Origin of the sequence: Cryobacterium sp. 10C3, from assembly GCF_034314285.1 — a bacterium.
Lineage (GTDB): Bacteria > Actinomycetota > Actinomycetes > Actinomycetales > Microbacteriaceae > Cryobacterium > Cryobacterium glucosi.
In genome coordinates this window covers 2,256,282-2,282,536 of record NZ_JAVIWF010000002.1, presented here as the reverse complement: position 1 = coordinate 2,282,536, position 26,255 = coordinate 2,256,282, and the positions used below count along the sequence as shown (strand labels likewise).

Here is a 26,255-nt window from a genome sequence, read left to right as displayed (position 1 = left end):
ATCCATGCACATGCTATCGAGCACCTCCGACACTGCACTGGCGTCGCCCCGTGAATTGCGGTGAGGGCCCGGTGGGCCTGTTCGCGGCGAAGAACGCGGTCCTGGTCGCTGCCCGGTTGGGACTGGGAAACACGGCGACCCGGTTGCTGCTGCACATGGCCTTGGAATGCTGGGACGACGCCGACAACCCGGGCGAGCAGCCTCCGCGACGCTATTTCGGCGGACGGGAGTCCTCGGCGATCGCACTTGGGTTCGTGGCGCCATCGAACGCATCCACGCCCGCTCATCGGGCCGTCAAGCGTGCGGTGAAGGAACTAGTCGACGCGGGCGTCATCACTCGCCTCAGATCCGGGGGAGTCGGTATGACCGCCGAGTTCGAATTGAACCTGAACAGCGCCAAACCTCCGGCCCCGCACCGCACCTATCCCGAGATCGACCTTTTCCCCGAGGACCCGCTAGGGGGTCGGAAATTTGCCCCCTGAGGGGACCAATTAGTTGCCCCCTTAGGGGACCAAAAAGTTGTCAATTCGGGGACCAATTATTGGCCCCCTTAACAGTAAAGAACAGGAAGAACAGAACAGAAGCAGTATGCGCGCGCGAGACCAGCCTGTGGATAACTCCGCTGGCACCTCATGACTTGACGCCAAAGGCACACCGAGATGGTTCGACAAGGAGAACACCATGAACGGCATCGTCACCGTCTACAGCAAGCCTGGCTGCGTGCAGTGCGCCGCCACCGTCCGCAAGCTCACCCAGCACGGCATCGACTTCACCCTCATCGACGTCGCGCAGGACCCGGTCGCGCTCGAGTATGTCACGGGCCTCGGTCACGTCCAGGCGCCCGTCGTAGAGGTGCCAGGGGTGTCCTGGAGCGGATACAGGCCCGACCTAATCAACTCCCTCAGAACGCGTCTCGACCTCTCAAACGGCGAAATTCGGCCCACCCCGTCCGACTCCAAGTAGTACCCACGCACCGCCAATCGAGAAGGAGCACACCATGTCCATACGCACTATCACCGGCAACCTGGCCGCCGATCCGGAGGTCGTACCGGCCGGATCGATCCTGGTCACGAAGTTCCGGGTGATCGAGAACACAGGCGAGTACCGTGCCGGCGCCTGGCACGCGCACGAGGCGGCGACGACGCACTTCGTCGAGGCCCGATTCGAACTCGGCGAGAACGTCGCCGCGACCCTGCACCGGGGCGACCCGGTCGTGGTCGTCGGCCGTGAACACACCGAGATCTGGGGCGGTCCCGAAGCCCGGCGCTCCGGCCGTGTGCTGCAGGCGGATGTCGTCGGACCCGATCTGAACCGTGCCGTCGCCCAGGTTCGCCGTACCCGCACACCCGACACTGACGAGTAATGACGCTCAAGAAGACCTGCGGGTGGGCGGGCTGTGCAGTCCGCACGCCCCAATCTGTGAAGGAGATTCTGATGGACATCAGCGCCGAGAGCGCGCAACTGATCAGCGCCGAGCAACTCCGCCGGGCCGCCCGCGAACTCGCTCACAGCACCCGAACTGTTGAGCATCCGGGGGACTCCTACGAGTTGCTCGGCCGGCTGATGAACGCCCAATGCTTGCTGGGGCAGGTGTTCGAGCAGCTCGCCACCTGGCACGCAGGCACCCAGGATGGTATCCAATACGACGGTGAAGACGGTCGCGGTGCCGGACAGGTCGCCGGCGTGATCCGGGCCGAGCTGGCCCTCCGGGACGCCGCGGACCTCGCGGACAAGGCCGACGACGCCGTGATGCTGGCGCTGACTGCGAACGGCGTCATCCGCTGGTACGACTACTCCTAGACCCGCTCCGGAGGCCTCCGAAGCGGGTCTGCAGGGTGATTTCGGCGCACGAATTCCGGGCAGGAATCGGCGGTCTGGGAGGTCGGTTTTTGGGGCTGCCTATTCGTTTGGGTATTCGTTTGGGTATTCGTTGAGAGCGAATACCCAAACGAATAGGTATGGGGCCTCTTTCCCTGTCCCACCGCGACCCCCTCGCTGCGCTCGCTTCCCAACCCCCACACCCAACGGCTTTGTGTGGGGGGTTGGGAAGTAAAGGGGTAGTGGTGGGACAGGGAAAGAGGAAGAAGTGTATGAGAGAGATAGGTAAGAGAAAAAACAAAAAACAAAAAACAAAACTAAGTACAAAAAACAAGAACAAGGAACAAGGAAAACAGGACGAGCTAGGTCAGAAAATCAGGCGTTTCAGAGCGGACGGAGATTGCGACGATGGTGCAGTGGACAGACCGTGACGAGGCAATGGTCAACTGGCTACTGGTCGTGCGACTGGCAGAAATGGATGCAATCCGCTGGGCCCTCGGAGCACTGTCCGGGTCCGGGGTTCCCGTGGGCACTGAAGGCACAGCAGTGTTGCGCCCCGGGTTTAATGGAGGTTCTTGATCCCTTGGAAGGTTGAGAATCATGACTCCACATCGGAAATATCCGGACGAGTTGCAAGAGCGAGCGATCCGGTTGGTCCTGGATTCCCGTGACGAGCCGGGCGGACGTCGAGGCACGTGCGCCCGGGTGAGCCAGCAGTTGGGCATCTCGTCGGAGACGTTGCGGAAGTGGGTCGCCCAGGTCGAGATCGACGAGGGCACCCGCCCGGGCGTGCCGACCGACGCCACGGCCCGGCTGGCCCAGCTCGAGCGGGAGAACAAAGAGTTGCGGCGGGCGAACGCGATCTGGCGGAGCGCGTCGGCTTTCTTGGCGGCGGAGCTCGACCGCCCCGAGATCAGGTAGTTATGTTCATCGACGAGAAGAAGAGCGAGTTCGGGGTCGAGCCGATATGTGGGAGTTGCAGGTCGCCCCGTCCAGCTACTACGCGGCAACGTCCCGGCCGCCATCGAAACGGTCCGTGTCCGATGAAGTGACCGCCGCCCGGATCCACGCCGTCCATAAGGACAACTACGGGGTCTACGGGGCCCGGAAGGTGCACGCGCAACTCCACCGCGACGGGCACCCGGTGGCCCGCTGCACCGTCGAACGCCTGATGCGCCGCGAGGGCCTGCGCGGGGTGCGACGCTCGAAAGGCCCCCGGACTACGATTCCCGGGCCCCTCGCGGAGCGCCCCGAGGACCTCGTCAAACGGCACTTCACCGCGCCGGCACCGGCATGCCTCTGGGTGGCGGACATCACCTACATCCGCACGGCTGGGTCTACGCCGAGTTCGTGCTCGACGTGTTCTCCCGCCGGGTGGTTGGCTGGCAACTGTCGACCTCCCTCCACACAGACCTCGCCCTCGACGCCCTTGAGATGGGTTTCTGGACCCGCCGCCGCGCCGGCCGGGACCTGTCCCAGCTCGTGCATCACTCCGACCGCGGCGTCCAATACCGGGCGATTCGCTACACCGAACGCCTTGCCGACCGCGAGGCCGTGGCCTCGGTCGAGTCCAAGGGCGAGAGTTACGACAACGCGATGGCCGAAGCCTTCAACTCGCTTTTCAAAGCAGAGCTGATCCGGAACCTCGGGCCCTGGCAGAGCATCGACGTCCTCGAGTTCGCCGTCGCCGAGTACATCGACTGGTTCAACAACCGCCGACTCCACGGCGAGATCGGCCTGATCCCGCCCGTCGAAGCTGAGACAAACTTCTACTCACACCCGGACATCACACCGATGAAACGGGCCCAATAGAGCCTCTACAAAACCCGGGGCTTGCCACAGTGGGTCGTCCGGCTCGAGGGCGCGGGACTGGTGGAGCCGGCCCGGCCGACGTACCGGGACTCCTCAATCGTGTGACCAACGTGCGAAGGTTAGAGCCAGTCGGCGTCGTGCTGACTCGTGACTACACTCGCACCGAATTCGCTGGCGAGGAGCTGGTAGCCGGCCACCGTCGAGTCTGACCCCGACCCGGGCACTGCACCGAGGGGACGGCCTAGCTCGACCGCGTACTCGGCCGCAGTGAGAGCATCGGATGAAACGCTTGCTTCGACGACGATGGTCTTCGACGACACGGCGGCCATCAGCTGGCCGCGCCGAGCGAACTGCCACCAAATCGGCGTCGCCCCCGGTGGCACCTCACTGATGACGGCACCGCTCTCTGCGACGTCGTCGAGGAGTGCGCCGCGGTCAGAGGGGAAGCGGGTGTTGACGCGGCCGGCGAGTACGGCGATCGGGTGCCCGCCGGACGCGACGGCCGAGGCCAGGGCGGCGTGGTCGATGCCGCGGGCAGCACCGGACACGATCGCATACCCGCGGGCCCCGAGCCCGGACGCTAAGTCAATCGCCATGTGACGCCCGTACCCGGTCGAGTCGTGATCCCCGGTCACCAGAACGCTCCGCATCGAGAGCACCGCAGGGTCGCCGCGCACCCACAGAATCAGTGGCGACGCCAGACGTAGGTCCTCGAGCTGGACCGGCCAGTCAGGGTGGGACGGGGTGAGCACGTGGTACCCGGACTCGGCGCTGGCTCGGATGCTCTCAACGGCCGCCGCACGGTCAAAGCACGCCCGGAGCTGCGCGCGGAGCCCGGAAATGCCGAAACCCACCACCGCACTGCTGGGCCCGTCCACGAGTAGCTCCAGGGCTGGCTCGGCCCCGATTGCAGCGACGAGGGCGCCGACGCGGGGGTCTCCGGGTTCGGCCAGGGCAGCCCAGATAATCCGGGCGGCTGTGTCCCGGGTTAGGGAAGTGCTGGTTGTGGTGCTGAGTGTTTCGACAACGCTGGTGTACGTCATGATCTCGCTCCCTCTGGTCAACCGACAATTTTGTTTGCCTTCCGGCGAGAGAATCGATAGCGAGCGAGAGAGCCGGAGTGCCCAGAATTTCGGGCGAAATAAGGGAGCTTGCGACCGCGCCCGAAAATCTGGGAACGCAGGATCGAAGCGAGCTACGATCGGCAGCCGAAAGGTCAACAAAACAAGAAAAACCCGGCCGCGCAGCGGCTCCGATCAAGTCGTCCGGGCGGCCGTGGCCGCTTCTAAGGGAGTCGTCTGGCGCGCATTCGCTCCCTCTTCTCAAGGGTTCAGCAATCGAAAGGGCGCGACGAAAAGCAACTCAACGGCGTAGCAAATCACTCGCCCCGTCGGCGCGAAGCCGTTGACTTATATATCGAAACATTTTGTTGGCCACTCGGGACTCATCGTGCAATAATCTGCGTATGGATGCAGATAAGCAGATTTGTGGCCGCGAACCCGACAGCCAGTTCGTGGAGCTCGCGGTCGAAGTATTCGGCATGCTGGCTGACGCCACCCGCGTGCGGATAATTCTTGGTCTGCGCAACGGTGAGCTGATCCGTGAATCAACTGGCGGATGCTGTCGACAAGTCGCCGGCAGCCGTATCTCAACACCTGGCCAAACTCCGCCTGGCGCGGATGGTCACCACTCGCCACGAGGGGACCCGAGTGTTCTACAGGCTAGAAAACGAGCACGCGAGTCAGCTCGTGTCGGATGCTATCTTCCAAGCGGAACACACCCTGGGAGGCACCCCTCGTCATCATCACACCCGGGACGAGGCCAGCGCATGAATACCCCGCACCTGCATCCACATGAGGATGATCGTCCGCGTGACGCCCAAGCCCAATCCCACGAGCACGAGCATGACCATGACCATGACCATGACCATGACCATGACCATGACCATGACCACGACCACGACCATGACCACGACCACGACCACGACCACGACCACGACCACGAGCATCCGACCGGGTTCACAGGGTTCTTATACGGGCTTTTCGTGCCTCACAGCCACGATGCCGCAGACTCGATCGATGACGCATTGGAGGCAAGTACCCAGGGAATTCGAGCGGTCAAAATCAGCCTGTTCATCCTCCTCGGCACGACCATACTGCAGTTCGCGGTTGTACTCGCGAGCGGTTCAGTGGCGCTGCTTGCCGACACGATTCACAACTTCTCTGACGCCTTAACCGCAATACCTTTATGGATCGCGTTCATCCTCGGACGGCGCATTGCGTCCCATCGCTACACGTACGGTTATGGGAGGGCCGAGGATCTCGCTGGCCTCTTCATCGTCGGCGTGGTTGCCCTTTCGGCCGTCGTAGCTGCGTGGCAGTCGATCGACCGCCTCTTCCACCCCCAGCCCCTGCACAACCTGTGGTGGGTGTTGGCCGCCGGCCTGATCGGCTTCGCCGGCAATGAGATCGTTGCTGTGTACCGCATACGCGTGGGACAGCAGATCGGGTCTGCGGCCCTTGTCGCCGACGGCGTGCACGCTCGGATCGACGGGTTCACTTCCCTTGCCGTGGTTGTTGGTGCGCTCGGGGTGATGCTGGGTTTCCCGCTCGCCGATCCAATCGTCGGGCTGGTAATTTCCGCGGCGATTATCGTTTTGCTCTGGGGGACAGTGCGAAGCATTGGACGCCGCATCATGGACGGTATTGAACCGGAACTCGTGGACCGAGCCCGTTCGGCACTAACCAGCACTCCCGGCGTTTTGGACGTTTCGACAGTCCGGCTGAGATGGGTGGGGCACCGCCTTCACGGCGAGGGGTGCATCGTGGTCGCCGATACGTCCTTGTCCGTGGCGGAACGCGTTGCCGACGCCGCCCAACACCGCCTGAAGCGAACGATGGCGAATGTAGATCATTTTGCGATCCAAACGGTCACTGCGGGATCGCGGCCTGTGGAGAGGTAGGGCACGAGTATCTCACCTGGATTGACCCACGACTACCGCGTCAATGCTGGATGTCGTTGATCCGGCGGTAGAGCGTGGAGCGGGACATGCCGAGACTACGGGCCACCTGTGAGGGGTGTTCGCCGGATTCGATGAGTTGGAGAGCGGTCCGGATTTGTTGTTCGGTGAAGGTCGCCCTGCGGACGACGCGGCGCGTGCCAGAAGGACGTCGTTTGAAGACGCTGTCTCGGATGCGTGCCCGTGCGACCTCGAATTCCATACCAGCGAGAGCTGTCAGGACTGTGAGGACAGCGGTCGCGTCGAGGGTGCTGGCTTTGTCTGGGGCTCGGTGATGTCGAGAACTCGGAATCCGGCCCCGCTCGCCCGCAGCCTCTCCGCAATCGTCAGGAGGTCGGGAGTGGATCGACCTAGGCGGCTCAAGGTGGTGATGATAAGGGTGTCTCGCTTCTGGAGGGCGCCGATGGCGTGGTCCAACTGGGACTGCTCCGTGCGAAAACCACGGTCGACATACAGGTCCTCTACACGAACGCCCACAGCGACGAGGGTACGTTCCTGATGGTCGACCTTCTGGTCTCGCGGTATTACTCGGGCGTACCCGATCAATGTGCCCACGATCGTCGCTCCGCTAACCGCCGTTGAGGGTTTCGCGGCGCTGTCGATATTCGTTTTCGTCGATCTCACCGCGGGCGTAACGTTCATCCAGGATTGTTCGAGCCGAGCTGTGTCCGGCCGTCTTGCCCTGCTCGGGGCGATCTCCACGGAAGAGACGGTAGACGACGAAAGCCAAGGCGACGATGCCCCCGATTGCGAATATCCACGCAAAGATCATCCACGGTCCTGTCCAGCCCATTCCGCCGTATCCCATCATGGTGTGCTCACTTTCTCGTGACGTTTAATCGTGGATTTGGTGTTCACTGGCGGCGCCGCACGTCAGAACAACTTGCCCGGTCCGTCCAGGCCTCCGGTGCAGGGGGAGCCGGGTTCTGGAGCAGTTGCGGCGCCCCGGTACTTGGCGATGAATGCCGCGAGTCGGGGATCGGCCGGGTCGCTGATGTCGAGCTGCGTGCCCCATGCCGATGCGACGATCGACGACGGGAGACCGGCGAATGGAGACAGGATCGCGTATGTCGATGGGATCTCTTTGCGCAGAGCTGCGAGCTGATCACCCCTCACTTTTGAAGCGTCGTAGGTGACCCACACGGCGCCGTGCTCGAGCGAGTGCACTGCGTTTTCGTTGGGGACGTTGTCGGAATACACGCCACAGTTCAGGAGCGTGACGGAGTGGTCTCCGCCCACCGGTGGCAGCGGATTGTATTTCACCGTGCCGGTGACGTGCTGGGAGGTCTGGTTCGGGAAGGTTTGTACGCCGTCAACGGATGTCGGTGCTGCCGCGTTCTTGGGGGCGCCGCTGGTTGTGACGACGAGGACGATGACGAGCACGACGATCCCTGTAGCGGACCAGGCTGCGGCGATTCCGATCTTTCGGTTCCGTTTCGCTTTTGATTGTTCGCGCTTGAGGGTGGCGACTTTTTCTGCCCGGCGCACGGCTCGTTGCTGTTTGACTGTTGCGGGCGCGGATTCGCGACCTCCGCCAGCTGAGTGGTCGTCCGAGTGTGGGGGTGTTTCACGAGCCATGTCAGCGGTCCTTCGGTTCAGGTGAAATATACCCGACGGTGACCTGTAACGACTTGAGTTCGGCTCGGGCGGCCTGAATGTCCGCCTGGACGTCCGTCGCCGGCTTAGAGCAGCACCCGGCGTCACCCGGGGCGGTTCGGCTGCGCAGCATGGGGCGCATGCAGAACCGCCAGGTCAGAGCCGCGGCAACGACGGTCGCGACCAGGGAGATCAGAATGGGGATCACGCGGTCGGTCCGGTACCGGGGTGGCGATCATCGAATGCCGCGGCCTGTGGACGAAGGGCGGCCACTTCGGCGCGCAGGCGGGCGAGTTCTTGTTCTTCGGGACCGTCGACGGTTTTACCGTGGCCGCGTCCGCGCATCATGAACCACATCATCAGGCCCATTCCGACGGGGCAGATAAGGGCGGGGAGGATATAGAGGAATTGCTGCATGTCAGGATCCTTCTGGTTGTGTTGATTCGGTGGTTTCGAGCATGGTGGTGAATTTTCGCCGGAGGGCGCGGGTAGATAGGCGCCCGTGCGCGATCAGCCGGCCGTTGGCGACGAGCCCGGGGGTGAAGGCCAGGCGCTGTTCACGGGCGATCGCACGACCGGTGTCGCTGTTCACGTCGACCTCGTCGATCTGGAGGGGGAATTCGGCGGACAGTTCGGCCAGCACTCGTTTTCCCGCGATACAGGAGGGGCAGTCGCTTTGAGTGAGCAGGGTCAGGGCGATCATGAGGTGGTATCGGTCTTCAGGTCGAGGAGGAGTTGGTCGACGGGCACGAACATGGTGTATTTCGGAGCCCCGCCGTAGTCGGCGCGCCACTTGATGGTGCCGTCGGGGCCGACGAGGATGAAGCTGTGTCCATCGGTGCTGGTGCCCATCATGCCGAATTCGTTGGCGTGGTACTTTTTCGAAGTGACCAGGTCGGGGTCGGACAGGACCGGAGTTTTCAGGCCCATGTCGGTGGTTTTCCGAGCGATCTGCTGGGCCGGGTCGGTTGTGATGGACACGACGGCGTCGATTCCCGCGGCCTGGAGCTTCGCGGCGTCCGTTTCCAGGCTGGTGATCTGCGTCCAGCATGGTTCGCAGGCCAGGCCCTCCTGAAAGAAGAGCAGCACGTTTTTGCCGGAGTAGTCGGCCAGGGACACCTGTCCGCCGGAGTTGTCGGCGAGGGTGAATCCGGGTGCGACCTGACCGATGCCGGGGGTTCCGACGTCGTACGACGACTGCGTCGTCGTACCGGCGGCTGCCGTCTTCGGGGCGTTGGCGCTGGCGAAGACGCCGTATAGCCCGGCGAGGACGATGCCGGCGATCAGCAGCCCGGTGATCCAGCCGAACCAGCCGGGGCGGCGGGACCGGATGCTGGGGGACTGTTGCGTGTTTTTGGGGGCGGAACTCATTTGGTGGTGTCCTGTCCTGTGCGTGCGGGGGTTTCGAGGGCTGCATCGCTGCAGCAGCTGGATTCAGAGTCGGCGGACCGAGCCGGCCCGTCGGGTGTTGCCAAGGTTGGTTCCGGGGGCTTTGGCTCGGTGTGGCGGGTGGCGCGCCACACGAAATAGCCGCCGGAGGCAACCAGCGCGATCGCCACGGCCCAGCCGGGAAGCCAGCCGAGGGCCTTGGTCGCGACGGAGACACTGTGTTGGAGGTCGGCGCCGAACTGGGCGAGCCAGCCGCCTGAGGTCATGCCGGGTCCGACCGCGGCCTGGATATAGGTGAGGATGGCCATCACGGTGAGTAGCACGGCGGAGGCGAAGCTGCCGACGGCGAGGCGGCGGCGGTACCGGCCCAGGTGCAGGGTGATCTGGCGTCCCTGAAGCCACTTGCTTGAGCCCCAGTCCCTGCGGTCCCAGACCAGCGCCAGGACGGCGAGGGGGCGACCATTCCGGCCACATAGGTGAGGCCAACGGCCAGTGCCGCGGGGAACGAAGCCGTTGCGCCGGAGAGGACCGCTACGCCGATCAGTACCGGAGCGCAGCACGAGCTGGCCGCGCCGGAGAACACTCCGAGTCCGTAGACCGAGGCGAGGCCGTGACCGGCGGGAACGCGGCGGGCGAGCATCGGAAGCTGCAGCTTCCAGCCGAACAGCATTGCGATTCCTCCGATCAGCATTGCCGTGGCGGCGATCGTGAAGACGATCGCGTGCTGGCCGGAGATCAGGCCGATCAAGGCCGTTGCTCCCAAACCGATCGGCACGATGATGGTCGCGACCCCGGCAGCGAAGACCAGGGTCGCTCCCACGATGCCGGAACGCCGACGCATGCCCGACGCCAAGTAGGCGGGCAACATCACCGATACGCAACAGGGCGCGAGCAGGGCAACCAGGCCCCCCAGGAAGGCGGCGAGCAGAGTGCCGCCGAACAGTAGATTTTCCATATATTCGTCGCCTTCACTCGGGCCGCGTCCTGCGCGGACATTCACCTATCCTCCTAAGGAGATTAGGTGATTGTGAAGCGATTGTCTAGCTGGCGTGCCGAAGCTGGGAGTCAGCTGGAGAAGCGACCCTCGTCCATGCTGTCGACGGCACACGGGGTGTGCATGGTGGGAGTTGCCGGCGCGGGCGCGCTGCCGGATCTTGGAGAAAGGGATGCCGACAGGCTGGTTGCCGGCTCAGCGGGGCAAAACGCGTGATCTGCGCTTGTGACGGCCGGCCAGCCGAGGGCCAGTCCGGGCGCGATCAGCAGGAGCGCGATCGCTACCGACACCGCACACACAGGGAAGCGGCCCACTGACTGGCGCGGAGGAAGGAGCCGGCGAACCCGGGCCGCAGCCCCAGGTCCTGCCGCTCCGAGTGCGACGGCCGGCACCGCGTGCGGGGGCACGGCAACGACGGCCAGGAGCGCTGCCGCAACCGTGAGCCGGTGCGTTCGTTCAGCCGCGACATCATCGGCACGAAGTTCGACCAGGCGGGCCGTCTCGCGCGCGGCCAGCTGGAAAGGCGGGAGCCTCAGAAACGCTTGGGACAGTGCCACGGAGAAGGCCAGGGCGAGGTCATGCCGCTCAGCGAGGTGTGCGCGCTCGTGCGCCAAAACCGCGACGAGTTCTTCGTCCGTCAAGGCATGCAGTGCGGCCGTGGTGACGACGGTGCGCCGGTGGATTCCCGGCATGCAGTAGACGGCCGCTTCCGCCGATTCGAGGATGACGATGTCGCGATCGGCATCCGGGCGCCCGACCATGTCGAGAACGCGACGATGTGCATTGCGCTCTCGGGACATCCGGGCGCCCGTAGAGGCCAGGCCCCAGAAACTGCGGGTGACAACAGTGCCAGCCAGCAGCGCCCCGCCGATACCGACGGCGGCTCCGGTCGGTGTCGAATACTGCTGCTGCAGCGCCATTGCGCAGGATTGCAGGACCTCGATTGGGCCCTTCCCGCCGAGGCCGGCGATCGGAATCGCAAAGGACAGGCCGGCGAGGGCGAGAGAACCCACGACCGCGACCGTCAGGGCCTGCCAGGTTGCGATAGCCAGCCGGGGGCGCGATCAACCCAGTTCGCTCGCAGCAGGAGTGGGGGTGCGGCGACGGAGAGCGTGATCGCGTAGAGGGTCAGGGTGATCGCGACAATCACGGCTGCGGCTCATTCTCATGCGCAGCGGCCAGCAGCCGGCGGAGTTCTGCTGCTTCGTCGTTGGGCATTTCGTCGACGAAGCCTACGAGTGCTGCCGCCCGGTCGTCGGCGAAGGACAGCGCCTCGCGGATGAGTCCTGACACGTAGTCGTCCCGGGTGGCGGCGGGACCATAGCGGAATGCGCGGCCGTCCCGTTCCTTGCTGAGCCAGCCCTTGCGGTTAAGGATCTCGGTGACCGTTTGCACGGTGTTGTAGGCGAGCCCGCGATTGAGTCGGTCGAGGATTTCCCGTACCAGGAGCGGGTTCTCGGCCTGCCAGACCTCGTTCATGATCGCGTTTTCCAGATCACCGAACTTCGCCATGGTCGAGCCCCTTCAAAGTGTTGGTGTAACTCGCGAACGGACCAGAAAATGAAGGTCAATCTAATCCTAGTCACCTAAGGGAATTAGGCGCCCGGGGCCGCGGAGCGCCGATGACGCTCCGCGGCCTGTTGGCGGGGCGGTTACAGGGTGGCGAGGATGTCCTGCATCTGCTTGATCTGCGCCGTCTGGTCGGCAATGATCTTCGTGGCCAGCGCCTGTGCTTCCGGGTTCTGCCCGTCCTTGAGCTCGACGTTGGCCATGTCAATCGCGCCCTGGTGGTGCTGGATCATCTGCTCAAGGAACAGCTTGTCGGCGGCCGGGCCGGTCGCGGCGTCCAGTGCGGCCATGTCGCCATCGGTCATGGAACCGGAGCTCATGTCCATTCCAGGCATGTTGGTGGCGGTCGCACCCCAGGCCGTGACCCAGGAGTTCATCATCGTGATCTCCGGCCCTTGGGCTGCCTTGATCTGCTCGGCGAGAGCGGTGACACGAGGATCGACCCCGGTCTTGTCGAGCATGGTCTGGGCCATGGTGATCGCCTGCTGGTGGTGGTCGACCATCGGCATGGCGAACGAGACGTCGGCATCGTTGAACACCGCCGTCGATGCGGCGGGGGCGGAGGATGCGGATGTACTGGCGCCGCCGGCCGTGGTGGCGCCAGCCGAGCACGCGGACAGGGCGATTGCCGCGGCTAGCGCGGTGGCGGCCAGGAGGGGAAGGCGAAGGGAAATCATGGGAGTCCAATCTGTCAGACAGGGGGGAATCTGGTCCACGAGGGGAGATCCGGAGGTTAGGAAGGTGCTCGCGGGCAGAGCGAGTCACGGAAAAGTCGGGAACGGAGAGTGTGCGCCCGTGCCGGGTGCAAACGCGCTGCTGGCCGTTGATCAGACGCGACTGATCGACAGGACTGTCAGCGAGGGTGGTCGCTGTAGAGGCAGGCGCCGCGCCAGAGCGGGAACTGCGCGCTCAGCAGGGCGGTCAACAACGATGGGAATTGCGTGTTGGGCTGCAGAATTGGGGGAGTGCGCGATAGGGCCGGCAGTACAGGCGGACCCTGTCATGAGGCAATCGGCGGTGCACATGCCGAGACACGTCGACGGCAGGTTCGACGTCCCGTGGAAAGAGGCCAATTCCGAATCGAGTTTTGAGTCCTCGGTGCTTGCGGCTGAAGGGTCTGAATGCGCAGCAAGCATGGCGTGGGCATTTGGTGAGGCTTCGGATTCGACCGCCATTTCCGCATGCATCGCCACCAAGCCGAAGACAACGGCTGCAAGGGAGAGGATTCCGAGGAGCGCACGGCGCAGCCGCGCGGCCGATAATGCGCGCACACGTGCCTGGGCGTCCACCACGCTGTCCCCTTTCTTCCCGTCGCTTTCTTCCCGTCGCGGTTCGGACGTGGCAATCCTCACACTGTAGCCAACGGATGCTCCCCGTGGCCTGAGAGAGCCGACCAAATTCCCCGAAGAAACGCCCAGCTTCGCAACGCGGAGAAAAGCGCCCCGTTGCTTCATCGAGGTGGTCGCATGAACGCGGATACCCTTAGGGGGTATAAGATGGTGGGTATCGGCAATCGGGGACACAGCGAACCGGCGCCGGGCACTATCTATGTTTCAGAGAGGATCGTTCGAATGAGCCAGTCGACCGAAACCACGATCATGCAAGTACGGGGCGTGGGGTGGGCGTCATCCAAAGCCGTCGCGGATACGGTCCTGTCGCGACGCCCCGGCGTGCTGGGCGTTGACACGAACGTCGTCGCGCAGACGGCGACAATCACTTTCGACCCGAGGCAGACATCGGTCGATGACCTCGCCCAATGGGTGCGCGAGTGCGGGTACCACTGCGATGGGAAGTCCGTACCGGATCACATTTGCGACCCGCTTGCCGCCAACAGTGCCACCCCAGACCCTGCCGCGGCCCATGCAGTTCCCGAGGTCACGGCGCCTGCACATTCCAGCGCGACATCGGAGAGCACTGAGCAACCCTCGGTTGCCCACACCGCGCATGCGGCGCCTCCGACGAGGACGATGCAGGACGCCATGGGGCACGGCGGCGGCCATGGCTCTATGACGATGGCTAGCATGATCAGGGATATGCGCAACCGGTTCCTGGTGGCCGCAGTCCTGTCCGTTCCGATCACGCTTTTATCGCCGATCGGTCGCGAGGTCATTGGGTTCACTTTTCCGGCACCCTTCGGGCTCCGTGACGACGTTGCGGCCCTGATCCTTTCACTGCCGGTGATCTTCTACTCCGCATGGATCTTCTTCGACGGCGCCTACCGGGCATTGCGGGCGAGAACGCTCGACATGATGGTGCTTGTGGCCGTCGGCGTGGGAGCGGGCTGGCTCTACAGCGTCGTGGTCACCCTCACCGGCGGCGGCGACGTCTTCTACGAGGCCGCCACCGTGCTGGCCAGTTTTGTGTTGCTGGGGCACTGGGTCGAGATGCGAGCGCGGGGCGGCGCGAATGACGCCGTCCGCACCCTGCTCGAGCTGGCCCCCTCGCAGGCCTTCGTGATCCGCGACGGGGAACCCGTTGAAATTCCGACGGCTGAGGTTGTTCCGGGTGACCTGATGCTTGTGCGTCCGGGATCCAAGGTCCCCACCGACGGCGCGGTCGAGTCCGGTGATTCGGATATCGATGAGTCCATGGTCACCGGGGAGAGTCTTCCCGTGGCCAAGACGGCCGGCTCAACGGTGATCGGCGCGACCGTGAACACCACGGGCACCCTCCGGGTCCGGGCGACGAAGGTGGGCGCGGACACCGCACTGGCCCAGATCGTCGCGCTCGTGCAGGAGGCGCAGAATTCCAAGGCTCCCGGCCAGCGCCTGGCCGACCGGGCGGCGTTCTGGCTCGTACTGGTGGCCTTGATCGGCGGAATCGTGACCCTGGCAGTGTGGCTGCTGGCAGGCGCAACCGTGCCGGCGGCGATGCTGTTCGCGATCACCGTAGTCGTCATCACCTGCCCGGACGCGCTCGGCCTGGCGACCCCGACGGCGATCATGGTCGGGACCGGCCTCGGCGCCAAACGCGGCGTCTTGTTCAAGACCGCGACCGCGCTGGAAACAGCCGCACGGATCGACACCGTCGTGATGGACAAAACCGGCACCCTCACCCAGGGCAAGCCGGAAGTGACCGACTTCGTCGCAATCGGCATCGACGAGGACGAGCTTTTGGCACTCGTTGCCGCCGTGGAGCGCGAGTCGGAGCATCCGCTTGCCGCTGCGGTGGCCAGCTTCGCCGCTGGTCGGGGCGTGACCGTGGGCGACGCCGTCGACTTCGAGAACGTACCCGGGCACGGGGCTGGGGCGACGGTGAGTGGGCGTCGGGTGCTGGTCGGAAACCGCAAATTGATGACCGCGCAAGGCGTCGATATCGAACCAGTCAAGGTCCAACGCGATGCGCTCGCGTCAACGGGACGCACCGCGGTCCTGCTCGCCGTGGACGGCAAGGCTGCCGGCGTCGTTGCACTGGCGGATGCCGTGCGCCCGACCGCTGCTGCCGCCGTGGCGGCCCTGCATGACGCCGGCATCCAGGTCGTCATGCTCACCGGAGACAACGAAGCCACCGCCGCACGCATCGCCTCCCAGCTCGGGATCGATACCGTGATGGCAGAGGTACTGCCCGAAGACAAGTCCGCGAAGATCACGGAACTCCAGGCCGCCGGCAAACGCGTCGCCATGGTCGGCGACGGCGTCAACGACGCCCCGGCATTGGCGCAGGCCGACCTGGGGATCGCAATCGGGGCAGGCACCGACGTCGCCATCGACACGGCGGACGTGGTCCTGATGCGCTCCGATCCGTTGGATATCCCTGTCGCGTTGCGCATCGGAAAGGGAACCGTGCGGAAGATGCGTCAGAACCTCGGCTGGGCGATCGGGTACAACGCCATCGCCCTGCCAATCGCCGCCGGTGTCTTCTTCCCCGGGTTCGGCATCCGGTTGACCCCGGAGATCGCGGCGATCTCGATGTCCGGTTCCAGCGTGATTGTCGCTGTCAACGCGCTGATGCTGAAGCGCCTTCGCCTGCCACAGCCCGCTGAAAGCGCCAAGGAGTGAGTTGTCTGTGACCCGCATCCCTACTACCCGTGACGCGGTTCGCACGATTTGGGATGCCGGAAAGCCTCAGTATGACGGCGTCACGGACGCGGTGACCGCGGGCAAGGTCCTCACCGACCTGGTCCGTGCCATCCTCGATATCCTCGCCTATCGCCAGCTGGCGTGGGCGCCCGACGCCATCCAACTCGTATCCAACGATCGGGAGAGCTACCTCCGCTACGAGGCCGGTGACGACGTCACCGCGGACCTCGCAGTGCTCCTGTCGCTGGCACTGTCGGGCCACGCGGCAGACGGCATCGCCCTCGGAGACATCATGGGCGGCATGCCCCCGTGGATCTCCGTGCGCATCCTCATCCTGGCCTCGCCCGAGGGAGCCTCGATGAACCGCCTGGACCTTGACCCGGAAGGACCGTGCACGGTGTCCTGGTACGGGCCGTTCGACGGAACCCAATTCAGCGAAATCGCAATCGGATTCGCACTGTTCCTCACCCACCTCGTCGCCAACGTGTTCGATGACGACGAGGGTCGGGAAACGTTCGAGGAATCCTTCGCATGGGTCCACTAATAAATCCGGGACTGACCTGGAACGGCCGAGCTGGGCCCGGGCCGGCATCCATTCACTTGGGTTTGTGCGATGACAGGTTGGCGCCGATGATCACAACAACGGCCGCTACCGGATAGCTGACCAGGAGCTCAATCCAGACCGGGGGATGCGTCACTGTCGCCGGGTCCAGGTGCCCGAGCCAGTGAGTCACAGCAATCAGGACCCCCGCAACCATCACCAGCTGCCCTGATCTCAGAAAGAGGCGTCGTCGACGCTTGAGGCTGTCTGACCTGTCCTGGGCGGTACTGTCGGGCGTCATGGGTTCCCCGTGCCGTCCGGTGACGCGGGGCCGGCCGGGGCGCTGGGTGCCGGGTCGCTCGTGCCGGGCGTCGGCGGCGTCCAGGCTCGCCCCGGAAGGTACGGGCTGTTCTCGGGACCTGGATGGCGTCGCGACTGCACGACGATAAGTACGATCCCGATGAGGGCGATGACCATCGCCGTGATCATGTTGATCTTCAGGCCCACGAGTTGGAACTCGGTCGGGTCGAGGCGAAGTGCCTCCAGCCAGGTGCGACCGATCCCGTACCAGAGCAGGTACAGGCCGATCGCTTTCCCCCAGCGGAGGTTGAACTGTCGTTCGACGAGCAGGAGAACGGCGACGCCGAAAAGATTCCAGAGGATCTCGTAGAGGAAAAGCGGCTGGAACAGGGTTCCGGCCGGCAGTCCGGCCGGAAACGCCGGGTTGGTCGATTCGATCTGCAATCCCCACGGAAGCGTGGTGGGAGCCCCGAAGAGTTCATGGTTGTAGTAGTTGCCCAGGCGCCCCATGGCTTGCGCCAGCAGCATCCCCGGTGCGAGCGCATCGGCGAACGAGAGGAAACGCAGCCCGGAGCGGCGACACGCAATGTACGCCCCGGCCGCCCCGAAGAGTACCGCCCCGAAGATGGCCAGGCCCCCTCCCACACGTAGAGAGCTTTCCAGAGGTCGGCGCCGGGAAAGAAATAGTCTCCCGGATGAGTCACGACATGGTACAGACGGCCGCCCACGATGCCGAGGGGCACCGTCCACAGCGCGATATCCAGCACGAGGCCGGGCTCGCCTCCGCGTCGGGTGAGGCGCCGGGACGTCAGCCACACCGCGGCCGCGATCCCGGCGAGGATGAACAGGGCATAGAAGTGGATCCGGAGCGGACCAATGCTGAAGAAACTGATGTCGGGGCTGGGGATGCTGGCGAAGAGAATCATGGACTCGTTCGGCTTTCTCGGGGTGGTGATGGTGCGCGGGGAACATTCGAAACAGATAGGTGCGGGAGGCTCGGGAAGTGTTAGCCCAGGGTCACGCCTCGCGCGCTCATGAAGGGTTGCGGATCAATGCGTGCGCCATCGACGCGAACTTCGAAATGGAGATGGCAGCCACTTGACGCGCCGGTCGTGCCCACGTCAGAGATCACTTCGCCGGCGCCGACGCTCTGGCCGACGCTGACGTGGAGAACGCTGTTGTGGGCGTAGCCGGTTTGAACGCCGTTGCCGTGATCGATCAGGATCCAATTGCCGTAGGAACCGAGGTACCCGGCGTACACGACGGTCCCGCCCGTCGCCGCACGCACAGATCGGCCACACGCTGCTGCCAGGTCGGTTCCGTAGTGAAAGGGGCCAACCCCGGCCACCGGCTTATTCGGTCGGGGTCCAAAGGGGTCGCTGATCCAACCGGAGACGGGAAGAGCCCAGCCCTGAGCGCTCAGCTGCCCCGAATCGCGCCCGCTGCCGGTCCCACTGCCATGTGCTTTCGCGTTCGCAGCGGCGCTAGCGGCTGCCGCCTCGGCTGCTGCCGCTGCCGCCGCTGCCGCAGCCGCAGCCCGGGCTTGTTCGCCCTTGGTGAAGTCCGCTTCGGTCGCCTGACGGTTTTCTTGTAAAACCACGAGTTGAGCCGCCATCGTGGTCGCATTGTCTTGCTGTTCAGCAAGTTTCGCCTGCAGTGCGGCGTCGGCCGCCGTGGCTTCTACCAGGGCCGTCTGGGCCTTTTCGGAGAGGCTAGCGAGAATGCTCTTGGCCACGGTGGCCTGGTCGGTCAAGGCTTGCGCGGAATTCCTCTCGCTGGCCGCCTTCTTGTAGATCCCGTCGGTTTGCTCGGTGAGTTTGCCCATCCGGGCCAATTCTGACAACAACTCGTCCGCTTTCCCACTATTGAGGAGGAGCGTCAGGCTCAGGTCGGCGCCACCGGAACGGGACAAGGACGATGCCAGCCGCCCCGCCTGTTTTTTGGAGGCGTCGGCGCGCTGAGTGGCGTCGTCGGCCTGTCCCTGGAGCTGGCCGGCACGGTAGTTCGCCTGGTCGAACGCTCCCTGGGCAGCCTCGAACTCTGCTGCTGCGCTGGGCCTGAAGTAATTTCGCGGTCTCTACTTGCGTGTTCAACGCCGAGATAAGATCCGTGAGCTGAGTGATCTGGGCTTGCTTGGCGGTTTCACTATTTCGGGCGTTCTGGACGTCTCCCCACGATGGGTACTCGGTTGCTTGGGCTGGCGCCGGAATGCCCGTGAAGGCAATAAGGACCAGTGCCGTCAGGACCGCGACCCATGTCGGGCGGCCCGGCTTGGAAGAGCGACTCTGAGCCGCGGGTTCACGAGAAGCCAGGCGACCACCTCGACGTGCGGCCGAGTCAACCAAGAGTGACTCCTCGCGCGCTCATGAACGGCACCGGGTCGATCTGGGTGCCATCGACGTGGGTTTCGAAGTGGAGGTGGCAGCCGCTGGACGCACCGGTAGTGCCCACTAGGGAGATGGTTTCGGCCGCGGTGACGTTTTGTCCGACACTGACGAGCATTTTGCTGTTGTGGGCGTATCCGGTTTGGACGCCGTTTCCGTGGTCGATGACAATCCAATTCCCGTAGCTGCCATTCGAAGCAGCGAACACGACGGTGCCACCGGTGGCGGCGACGACCGGGGTGCCGCACGAGGCGGCCAGGTCGGTTCCCTCGTGGAAAAGCCCGACGCCTTCGACGGGTCGATCCAGTCGCGGTCCGAAAGGGTCGCTGATGAATCCGGCCACGGGGAGCGCCCACGCCTGACCGAGGAGCTGGCCGGTATCGCGGCCGCCAAGCGACCGCACCGAGAGCCCGGCGCTCGACGATTTCTTAGGGACGACTTTGGGTATGACTTGAACCGAGTAACCGTCGCGCGTGATCACGCCGGCTGCGACAGTGCTGCTGACTTCCGAGTACTGAACACCCTGCCGTGCAGCACTGGGAACAAAGGGCACCGTGGTCGACGCCTCCGTTGAGACCGCCACCGCCGGCAGAGACGTCGTGACCGCAAGAAGGGTAACAGCGAGGAGCGCTGACCAGGCTACGACTCGGTGTCGAAGGGACGGGTGCGGGCGCCTGGGAGCCGTGGATTGTCTCGGCGGTGCAGCCCGGCGCGGACGCTCCGACTCGCGACGAGCGCGGCGGGTACCCGGCTCAGCCGGCGCACCGAAGGCGGTTGGACGGCCCGAGTCGTGAACTCGAGCACGATGGGTGTGGGAGCGCGGGGACGCTGAGGAATGCATAAGACGTGTCCGAAATCTCGCCGAAGGCGGGGAGCATGTGAAGACCAACGATGTGGGGTCCGCTCAGGGTTCGAGGGACCGGACCCGTGACAGTGACGGGTCAATCGGGACGTGATCCGGGTGTACGCACACAGCAGTGCGGATCGTCGCCGAAGGCGAACGGAGACCAATATCCCCGCCAATGACCGTGATCAGATACGGCTAATCGACAAAAGTGTCAGTGAGGGAAAGTACACATGATTGCGGATCTCGGCGACGACGCGGACAAGGCCACCGCCACCGTCCTTGAGCGTCTGAAAGAGAGCAGGGCGCCGAAGAAGGAGGACGATGGCGACCACCGTGATCAGCACGATGCACCCTGCCGCCATCAGAGCGCACCCCACTGCGCAGTCCGTGCCGCAGGTATTGAGCGCCGACAGCGGGCCGACCCGATCCTCCGACGTCGCTAAGACGTTGTCCGCAACGGCCGGGGTCTCGCCATTCTGCGCCGAGAATTGAGTGACTCCGGCGACCGCTCCCTGAACACCGTCATGGGCGTCGAGCATCGAATGCAAGGCGAGCAGGCTAACCAGCACGCCAACGAGGGCCAGCGAAACGGCGAGGGCACGACTCAGAGCGCGTGGTCGGGAACCGGAAGTACCGGAGCGTCGAGACATGCGCGACTCTCCTCTCCCGTGTCCGCGTCGCCGGCGAAAAGCCAGCACATACCCCCTAGCGTACGCGGAGAACTCGCAGCCAGCTGGCAACTTCCTGAGCCGGGCGGCAGCCGCAGGAGAATTCAGGCTGATAGGTGTTGGTGGTGGTGGCTGTCCGGGGAGTGTTCAAGCTGTGGATAATGGCCTTGTGAACGCGTTCCCGCCGGTTACCTTGTCGCTGCGTGGGGGAAAAGAAGTCTGTAGAACCACGATCCGAGGCACCAATGAGTGGTGGTGAGTATCGTGCCTCCCAGAGCGACCGCTCCTCCCAGGACGAATCCCAACGCTGACACTCCGTAGTAGAAGGACAAGGCTGAACCGGCAATGAGCACGGTGGACAGGAGGTAGGAAAACTGCCGGGGACGCGGCGTGGGGGAAGCGGGGGCGCGCGAAACATGTGGCGTACGCCCAAGTTGTAAACCAAATCGAGAATCATGCCACGAGGGAATAACGCCCCGGTGAGGGGAACGATTGCCCCCACTCCAAGAAAGATAGGCGACTGTAGAGCCAATCCGACAAGGATTAGGACGGTGCCTACTGCCGGAGTGAATCGTAGGGGCCCTGCGTAACAGGACTTGGCGTCATCATCGAGACCTCCAAATCCCTGTTTATTCAGGTTGGTCTTCGTGAATTCTCTCAAGGCCGCCATTTCAATTCCTTAGTGTTGGACATAGACAGTCCCATGCGGTTATGGACAGTGAACACTTGCGCCGCTTTGAAGGTCTGCCGTGTCGCTAGGCTAGTGCCGCTCGGTCACAGGATCATGCAAAGGGTTCGGGCCCAGACTGGAAAGCCCCCGGTCATCGGATCTCCTGCGGCAGGCCGACAAGCCGCATCCTGAGCCTGAGATCGAAAATCAGCGATGCGTCGTATGGTGTGGCGCGCAGGCAGGTGCGCGGGTTTGTCTCCAAAGTCGCATGCTCACGGCCCGTGCGCGCAGTGCACTCGCAAGCCATCCCTGACCGCGGCGATCGCCAGGTGTGAGGCGGCATCAGCGATCTTCTGGGCTGTGTCCACGGTCGTCATGCCCGACGCTCTGAGACCCGTATTGGGGATCCAACGTCCTGTACCATAGGGGGTATGAACGATCGTGCGAAGGAAGGGTAAACCAGCCATGACAAACGTGAGCGCAACACCTGCGGGTGCGGAGCTCCATAGCGGACCGCACGGCTACATCTCCAACAAGGACGACTATCTGAAGCGGCTGCGTCGAATCGAGGGCCAAGCCCGCGGGCTCCAAGGCATGGTCACTGACGAGAAATACTGCATCGACATCCTCACCCAAGTGTCTGCGATGACCAGCGCGCTGCAGTCAGTGGCTCTCGGACTCCTCAACGACCACCTCAACCATTGTGTGCTCGACGCCGCGGTGCGCGGTGGAGACGAGGCAGAGGCCAAAATCAAGGAAGCCTACGACGCCATCGCCCGCCTAGTGCGTTCGTAATCGTCGCGCGTACCGGACCCGGTGGCATTTTGGTACCCCCAAGGGGTATAGTGGGAATATACCCCGTTGGGGTAACCGAAAGGACGTATCACTCATGAGCGAAACCACAGTAAACGACCTGGGCCTGACCGACGCCTCCTGCGCCTGCGGGACACACACTCAGTCCAGGGCCAATCAGGCCGCCGCTCCGGCCGACGGGGCGACGAACACCTTTCGGGTGCTGGGAATGACGTGCTCACACTGTGTGGCCAGCGTGACGAAGGAAATCGGCAAGTTGGCTCGCCCTGAGGATGTGAACGTTGACCTCGTCCCCGGCGGAGTCTCCCTCGTCACTGTTACCGGCGCCCTGCTCGATCGCACGGCTGTCGCCGCGGCCATCGACGAGGCCGGCTACGAGTTGGTCGCTGAGTCCTGATGAGCGGCGTCCGGATGGGCGGCGAACACGTCGACCTTCTTGTTGGCGGGATGACGTGCACCTCGTGTGCTGCGCGCATTGAGAAGAAGCTCAACCGCATGCCCGGGGTCGAGGCCACGGTGAACTATGCGACCGAGAAGGCCAGCGTCTTTGTGCCGGAGGGCACGACTGTCGCTCAGGCGATCGCCGTGATCGAAGAAACCGGATACACGGCCGAGCGTCCGAAACCGCCGGAGGCAGTTGCCGACGAGGCCCCGAGCCAGCAAGACCGAGACGTCGCCAGTCTCCGCCAACGACTGATCGTTTCCGCGATTCTGGCAGCGCCGGTCGTCGCGATGTCGGCAATTCCGCCGCTGCAGTTCATCAACTGGCAATGGCTCGCCCTGACTCTGGCTGCACCCGTCGCCGTCTGGGGTGCCTGGCCGTTCCACCGGGCCGCCTGGACGAACTTTCGGCACGGTGCGGCCACTATGGACACGCTCATCAGCATCGGTGTGTTGGCCGCCCTAGGCTGGTCGCTCTTCGCGCTTTTCTTCGGTACGGCGGGCATGCCCGGTATGACCATGGCATTCAGCTTCACGGCCAGAGCTGATGGTGGCGCGAGCGAGATCTACCTCGAGGTCGCATCCGCGGTCACCGTCTTCATCCTTGCTGGACGCTACTTCGAAGCACGCGCCAAAAAACGATCCGGCGCGGCACTACGTGCGCTGCTCGAGCTGGGAAGCAAGGAAACCGCACTCCTCCGCGACGGCGTCGAAACCATCGTGCCGACCTCCTCGCTCGTCGTCGGTGACCTGTTCGTGGTGCGCCCGGGCGAGAAGATTTCAACGGATGGTGTCGTGGTCGAGGGCGTGTCGGCGATCGACGCGAGCATGCTCACCGGCGAAGCGGTTCCGGTCGAAGTCGGTCCGGGCGCCGTCGTTGTCGGGGCGACTCTCAACTCGGGCGGCAGGCTCGTCGTCCGGGCTACCCGGATCGGCGCCGACACCGAGCTCGCCCAACTCGGGCGCCTCGTCGAGCAGGCCCAGACCGGCAAAGCGGATGTCCAACGTCTGGCGGATCGGGTATCCGCAGTGTTTGTGCCCATCGTGATCGCCCTCGCCCTGGGCACCCTCGTGGTCTGGCTGAGCCTGGGCGCCGGACCGGTCGTCGCCTTCACCGCCGCCGTCGCGACCCTGATCATCGCCTGCCCGTGCGCGCTCGGGCTGGCCACCCCGACGGCCCTGCTCGTCGGCACCGGCCGTGGCGCGCAGCTCGGCATCCTGATCAAAGGCCCGCAGGTCCTGGAGTCCACCCGGCGCGTCGACACGATCGTGCTCGACAAGACGGGCACCGTGACCACCGGGCAAATGACCCTCGTCGCGGTCGTACCCATCGGCGCCCTCAGTGAAGTTGAGCTTCTCGGCGTTCGCGGCCGCCGCAGAAGCGGGCTCCGAACACCCGGTCGCCCGCGCCATCGTTTCCGGCGCGCGTGACCGGATCGCCGTACTTCCCACGGCGGAATCGTTCCAATCCGCAGACGGCCTCGGTGTGCAAGCTGTCGTCGACGGCCGGATTGTCTTGGTCGGCCGCCCGCAGTGGCTGACCGACCACGCCGCCATCGCTTTCCCGCCCGAACTGGCTAACGCTCTGGCCGCCTGTGAGAATCAAGGTCAGACGAGTGTCGCCGTGGCCTGGGACGGGGTGGCCCGCGGCATCCTCGCCGTTGCAGACACCGTCAAGGACACGAGCGCCGCCGCGATCACCGAGTTCCGCCGCCTGGGCCTGACCCCGGTGCTCCTGACCGGGGACAACGCGACCATCGCCCGCAGCGTCGGCACCCTGGTTGGCATCGACGACGTGCGCGCCGGGGTTCTCCCCGCTGAGAAGGCCGAGGTCATCCGTGCGCTCCAGGCGCAGGGCCGGGTCGTTGCCATGGTCGGCGACGGCGTGAACGACGCCGTCGCGCTCGCCACCGCCGACCTCGGCATCGCCATGGGCACCGGCACCGACGTCGCGATCGAGGCGAGCGACCTCACCCTCATCCGCAGCGACCTCGTCGCGGCAGCGGATGCCATCCGGCTGTCCCGGCGCACGCTCGCCACGATCAAGGCGAACCTGTTCTGGGCCTTCGCCTACAACGTGGCCGCGATCCCGCTCGCCATGCTCGGCCTGCTCAACCCCCTGATCGCCGGCGCCGCAATGGCGCTGTCCTCGATCTTCGTGGTCAGCAACAGCCTCCGGCTCCGCGGATTCCGCGGGCTTGACGTGGCCATTGACCCCTCTCGCTCCACGAGTACGGCAGCGGAGCGGTCGACTACCCACGCCTGATGGCCAGCGCAGCATCAGAGTGATCGCGTGATATCAGACCGGTGCGGCACCGCTCGACTTGGCGGGTGGTGCCGCACTCTCACGGATGACAAGAGCCGGACCGTCCGAGGCAAACCCTCGCCCGAGGGAACCCGCTATCAACCCCTCAAGTACCAAGAAAGCGCGATTGCCCACTCCGGCGAAGTCTTGTTTCACTGTCGTCAGCGCGGGACACCACAACGCCGAAAGCGGATGGTCGCCGAAACCAACGACACTGACCTCAGCAGGGACAGATCTTCCGCCTTCGGCGAGACCGCGCATGACTTCCATGGCGAGAACGTCACTGCCACAGAAGACCGCTGTGACGTGAGGCGAGCGGGCCAATTGGCGTCCAATGGCGCATCCCGAGTTCGGTTCTTCACTGGAATGAATGACCTCCGGAATCGCGGCCCCCGCTGCACGAAGGGCACGGCGCCAGCCCACGATCCGTTCGTCCTCATTCGGCGAGGCGCGAACGCCGACACAGTGCACCGTCGTATGACCGAGCCCCAGGAGGTAGGCCACGAGTTCCTCCGCTGCTCCAGAGTCATGCAGTGGAACGTGCGGTACGACTGTTTCGGGCGATCCTGCCGCAGCGACCGTGAAGATTCCTTCTGGGATTCGGTGGAGCGTGGCAACCCCTGCCGCATCGGAGGTGAGCACGATCACACCAGCAATTGCCTGGTCAAGGACGAGCGACAGAGACTGATCGATGCTGTCGTCGTCGGCATCGCCGACCGCGGTGAGGCTCATGAGGTAACCCGCTTCTCGGGCACTCTCCTCGATGCCTCGGATGATCTCCGCTTGTTCGAAGGCCAACGTGGTTCCGGCCAGTACCGCAACAATGCTGGCACGGCGGCTTGCCAAGGAACGGGCTGCTGAGTTCGGCCGGAACCCGAGTTCGTTAACCGCGGCGCGAACCCGCGTCAGCCTGTCGTCACTGACGCGTGCGGACCCATTGAGAACACGAGACACGGTCGCGATGGAAACGCCGGCCAGTCGAGCTACGTCATCGACTGTTGGATTGCTTACGTTGTTCTGGGACATTAGGCCCCACTTTAGGTCACACAAATTCAAGAACGCGCGCCAGC

30 protein-coding genes, 4 pseudogenes and 1 other annotated feature are annotated in these 26,255 nt (G+C 64.4%); of the genes and pseudogenes, 12 read left to right on the top strand and 22 right to left on the bottom strand.

What is annotated here, in order from left to right:
* Positions 1-71: 71 nt before the first annotated feature.
* The 5 genes and pseudogenes from RGU41_RS11800 (at position 72) to RGU41_RS11780 (ending at position 3,630) form a co-directional block, all read left to right on the top strand.
* Positions 72-482 carry a hypothetical protein gene (locus RGU41_RS11800; protein WP_322136296.1) on the top strand — a complete coding sequence of 137 codons (411 nt, stop codon included), beginning with the start codon at positions 72-74 and terminating at the stop codon, positions 480-482.
* Positions 483-681: 199 nt separating this feature from the next.
* Complete coding sequence (locus RGU41_RS11795; protein ID WP_322136295.1) at positions 682-963, top strand: glutaredoxin domain-containing protein; 282 nt, start codon at positions 682-684, stop codon at positions 961-963.
* Between the two features lie 34 nt (positions 964-997).
* Positions 998-1,363 carry a single-stranded DNA-binding protein gene (locus tag RGU41_RS11790; RefSeq protein ID WP_322136294.1) on the top strand — a complete coding sequence of 122 codons (366 nt, stop codon included), beginning with the start codon at positions 998-1,000 and terminating at the stop codon, positions 1,361-1,363.
* Between the two features lie 71 nt (positions 1,364-1,434).
* On the top strand, positions 1,435-1,800 hold the full coding sequence (locus tag RGU41_RS11785) for a hypothetical protein (protein ID WP_322136293.1): 366 nt from the start codon (positions 1,435-1,437) through the stop codon (positions 1,798-1,800).
* A 618-nt stretch (positions 1,801-2,418) separates the two neighbouring features.
* Positions 2,419-3,630, top strand: a pseudogene (locus RGU41_RS11780) (IS3 family transposase).
* Positions 2,697-2,809, top strand: a sequence feature (AL1L pseudoknot). Its footprint overlaps the pseudogene before it by 113 nt.
* A 119-nt stretch (positions 3,631-3,749) precedes the next feature.
* Here RGU41_RS11780 and RGU41_RS11775 read toward each other — a convergent pair.
* Complete coding sequence (locus RGU41_RS11775) at positions 3,750-4,673, bottom strand: DNA-processing protein DprA (RefSeq protein ID WP_134558751.1); 924 nt, start codon at positions 4,671-4,673, stop codon at positions 3,750-3,752.
* A gap of 422 nt (positions 4,674-5,095) precedes the next feature.
* Here RGU41_RS11775 and RGU41_RS11770 point away from each other — a divergent pair.
* Positions 5,096-5,462, top strand: a pseudogene (locus RGU41_RS11770) (ArsR/SmtB family transcription factor).
* Here RGU41_RS11770 and RGU41_RS11765 read toward each other — a convergent pair.
* Entirely contained in the window at positions 5,435-5,638 is a 204-nt protein-coding gene (locus RGU41_RS11765) for a hypothetical protein (protein ID WP_322136292.1), read from the bottom strand. The pseudogene RGU41_RS11770 and the gene RGU41_RS11765 overlap by 28 nt on opposite strands.
* 36 nt (positions 5,639-5,674) lie before the next feature.
* On the opposite strand from RGU41_RS11765, the gene RGU41_RS11760 reads away from it, so the two are divergent.
* Complete coding sequence (locus RGU41_RS11760; RefSeq protein WP_166790631.1) at positions 5,675-6,592, top strand: cation diffusion facilitator family transporter; 918 nt, start codon at positions 5,675-5,677, stop codon at positions 6,590-6,592.
* A 40-nt stretch (positions 6,593-6,632) separates the two neighbouring features.
* Here the strand turns inward: RGU41_RS11760 and RGU41_RS11755 are convergent, their stop codons facing one another.
* The 13 genes from RGU41_RS11755 to RGU41_RS11695 form a co-directional block, all read right to left on the bottom strand.
* Positions 6,633-6,851, bottom strand: coding sequence for a helix-turn-helix domain-containing protein (locus RGU41_RS11755; protein WP_322136291.1), 219 nt, complete (start codon positions 6,849-6,851; stop codon positions 6,633-6,635).
* Between the two features lie 14 nt (positions 6,852-6,865).
* Positions 6,866-7,291, bottom strand: a complete 426-nt coding sequence (locus RGU41_RS11750; protein WP_322136290.1) for a recombinase family protein — start codon at positions 7,289-7,291, stop codon at positions 6,866-6,868.
* A complete protein-coding gene (locus RGU41_RS11745) occupies positions 7,218-7,421 on the bottom strand; it encodes an SHOCT domain-containing protein (protein WP_322136289.1) in 204 nt (67 codons plus the stop codon). Before RGU41_RS11745 ends, RGU41_RS11750 begins: the two co-directional genes overlap by 74 nt.
* A gap of 101 nt (positions 7,422-7,522) precedes the next feature.
* Positions 7,523-8,137 (bottom strand): DUF3105 domain-containing protein, encoded by a 615-nt coding sequence (locus tag RGU41_RS11740; protein ID WP_322136288.1) that lies wholly within the window; start codon positions 8,135-8,137, stop codon positions 7,523-7,525.
* 312 nt (positions 8,138-8,449) lie between these two features.
* On the bottom strand, positions 8,450-8,662 hold the full coding sequence (locus tag RGU41_RS11735; protein WP_134558755.1) for a hypothetical protein: 213 nt from the start codon (positions 8,660-8,662) through the stop codon (positions 8,450-8,452).
* Position 8,663: 1 nt separating this feature from the next.
* Positions 8,664-8,948 carry a hypothetical protein gene (locus tag RGU41_RS11730; protein ID WP_322136287.1) on the bottom strand — a complete coding sequence of 95 codons (285 nt, stop codon included), beginning with the start codon at positions 8,946-8,948 and terminating at the stop codon, positions 8,664-8,666.
* Positions 8,945-9,616 (bottom strand): peroxiredoxin family protein, encoded by a 672-nt coding sequence (locus tag RGU41_RS11725; RefSeq protein WP_322136286.1) that lies wholly within the window; start codon positions 9,614-9,616, stop codon positions 8,945-8,947. The genes RGU41_RS11730 and RGU41_RS11725 overlap by 4 nt, the downstream gene beginning before the upstream one ends.
* A complete protein-coding gene (locus RGU41_RS11720) occupies positions 9,613-9,957 on the bottom strand; it encodes a hypothetical protein (protein WP_322136285.1) in 345 nt (114 codons plus the stop codon). Before RGU41_RS11720 ends, RGU41_RS11725 begins: the two co-directional genes overlap by 4 nt.
* On the bottom strand, positions 9,942-10,589 hold the full coding sequence (locus RGU41_RS11715; protein WP_322136284.1) for a cytochrome c biogenesis CcdA family protein: 648 nt from the start codon (positions 10,587-10,589) through the stop codon (positions 9,942-9,944). Before RGU41_RS11715 ends, RGU41_RS11720 begins: the two co-directional genes overlap by 16 nt.
* Positions 10,590-10,699: 110 nt before the next feature.
* Positions 10,700-11,641, bottom strand: a complete 942-nt coding sequence (locus tag RGU41_RS11710; RefSeq protein WP_322136283.1) for a M56 family metallopeptidase — start codon at positions 11,639-11,641, stop codon at positions 10,700-10,702.
* 11 nt (positions 11,642-11,652) lie between these two features.
* Positions 11,653-11,778, bottom strand: coding sequence for a hypothetical protein (locus tag RGU41_RS11705; RefSeq protein WP_322136282.1), 126 nt, complete (start codon positions 11,776-11,778; stop codon positions 11,653-11,655).
* The gene (locus RGU41_RS11700; RefSeq protein ID WP_243013566.1) at positions 11,775-12,140 is read right to left on the bottom strand and encodes a BlaI/MecI/CopY family transcriptional regulator; all 366 of its coding nucleotides are present in this window, start codon (positions 12,138-12,140) and stop codon (positions 11,775-11,777) included. The genes RGU41_RS11705 and RGU41_RS11700 overlap by 4 nt, the downstream gene beginning before the upstream one ends.
* A 140-nt stretch (positions 12,141-12,280) precedes the next feature.
* On the bottom strand, positions 12,281-12,874 hold the full coding sequence (locus tag RGU41_RS11695) for a DUF305 domain-containing protein (protein ID WP_322136281.1): 594 nt from the start codon (positions 12,872-12,874) through the stop codon (positions 12,281-12,283).
* Positions 12,875-13,768: 894 nt separating this feature from the next.
* Here RGU41_RS11695 and RGU41_RS11690 point away from each other — a divergent pair.
* Together RGU41_RS11690 and RGU41_RS11685 are read left to right on the top strand one after the other, a co-directional pair.
* Positions 13,769-16,195 (top strand): heavy metal translocating P-type ATPase, encoded by a 2,427-nt coding sequence (locus RGU41_RS11690; RefSeq protein ID WP_322136280.1) that lies wholly within the window; start codon positions 13,769-13,771, stop codon positions 16,193-16,195.
* Between the two features lie 7 nt (positions 16,196-16,202).
* Positions 16,203-16,760, top strand: coding sequence for a hypothetical protein (locus RGU41_RS11685; protein WP_134558764.1), 558 nt, complete (start codon positions 16,203-16,205; stop codon positions 16,758-16,760).
* A 52-nt stretch (positions 16,761-16,812) separates the two neighbouring features.
* On the opposite strand, the gene RGU41_RS11680 is transcribed toward RGU41_RS11685, so the two are convergent.
* From RGU41_RS11680 to RGU41_RS20915, 6 genes and pseudogenes are all read right to left on the bottom strand, one after another.
* Complete coding sequence (locus RGU41_RS11680; protein ID WP_322136279.1) at positions 16,813-17,058, bottom strand: hypothetical protein; 246 nt, start codon at positions 17,056-17,058, stop codon at positions 16,813-16,815.
* Positions 17,055-17,983: pseudogene (lgt, locus tag RGU41_RS11675) on the bottom strand (prolipoprotein diacylglyceryl transferase). The gene RGU41_RS11680 and the pseudogene lgt overlap by 4 nt, the downstream one beginning before the upstream one ends.
* A gap of 80 nt (positions 17,984-18,063) precedes the next feature.
* Positions 18,064-18,882, bottom strand: a complete 819-nt coding sequence (locus tag RGU41_RS11670; RefSeq protein WP_322136278.1) for a M23 family metallopeptidase — start codon at positions 18,880-18,882, stop codon at positions 18,064-18,066.
* A 512-nt stretch (positions 18,883-19,394) separates the two neighbouring features.
* Positions 19,395-19,922 (bottom strand): M23 family metallopeptidase, encoded by a 528-nt coding sequence (locus RGU41_RS11665; RefSeq protein ID WP_322136277.1) that lies wholly within the window; start codon positions 19,920-19,922, stop codon positions 19,395-19,397.
* Positions 19,923-20,473: 551 nt separating this feature from the next.
* Positions 20,474-20,938 (bottom strand): hypothetical protein, encoded by a 465-nt coding sequence (locus RGU41_RS11660; RefSeq protein ID WP_322136276.1) that lies wholly within the window; start codon positions 20,936-20,938, stop codon positions 20,474-20,476.
* 206 nt (positions 20,939-21,144) lie between these two features.
* Complete coding sequence (locus tag RGU41_RS20915; protein WP_416173184.1) at positions 21,145-21,426, bottom strand: DUF4395 family protein; 282 nt, start codon at positions 21,424-21,426, stop codon at positions 21,145-21,147.
* 665 nt (positions 21,427-22,091) lie between these two features.
* Here RGU41_RS20915 and RGU41_RS11655 point away from each other — a divergent pair.
* The 3 genes and pseudogenes from RGU41_RS11655 to RGU41_RS11645 all read left to right on the top strand — a co-directional run bounded on the left by RGU41_RS11655 (position 22,092) and on the right by RGU41_RS11645 (position 25,146).
* Complete coding sequence (locus RGU41_RS11655) at positions 22,092-22,421, top strand: metal-sensitive transcriptional regulator (protein ID WP_134558771.1); 330 nt, start codon at positions 22,092-22,094, stop codon at positions 22,419-22,421.
* Between the two features lie 94 nt (positions 22,422-22,515).
* On the top strand, positions 22,516-22,836 hold the full coding sequence (locus tag RGU41_RS11650; protein ID WP_322136275.1) for a heavy-metal-associated domain-containing protein: 321 nt from the start codon (positions 22,516-22,518) through the stop codon (positions 22,834-22,836).
* Positions 22,836-25,146: pseudogene (locus RGU41_RS11645) on the top strand (heavy metal translocating P-type ATPase). Before RGU41_RS11650 ends, RGU41_RS11645 begins: the two are co-directional and overlap by 1 nt.
* A gap of 33 nt (positions 25,147-25,179) precedes the next feature.
* On the opposite strand, the gene RGU41_RS11640 reads toward RGU41_RS11645, so the two are convergent.
* A complete protein-coding gene (locus tag RGU41_RS11640; protein ID WP_134564075.1) occupies positions 25,180-26,211 on the bottom strand; it encodes a LacI family DNA-binding transcriptional regulator in 1,032 nt (343 codons plus the stop codon).
* Between the last annotated feature and the right edge of the window lie 44 nt (positions 26,212-26,255).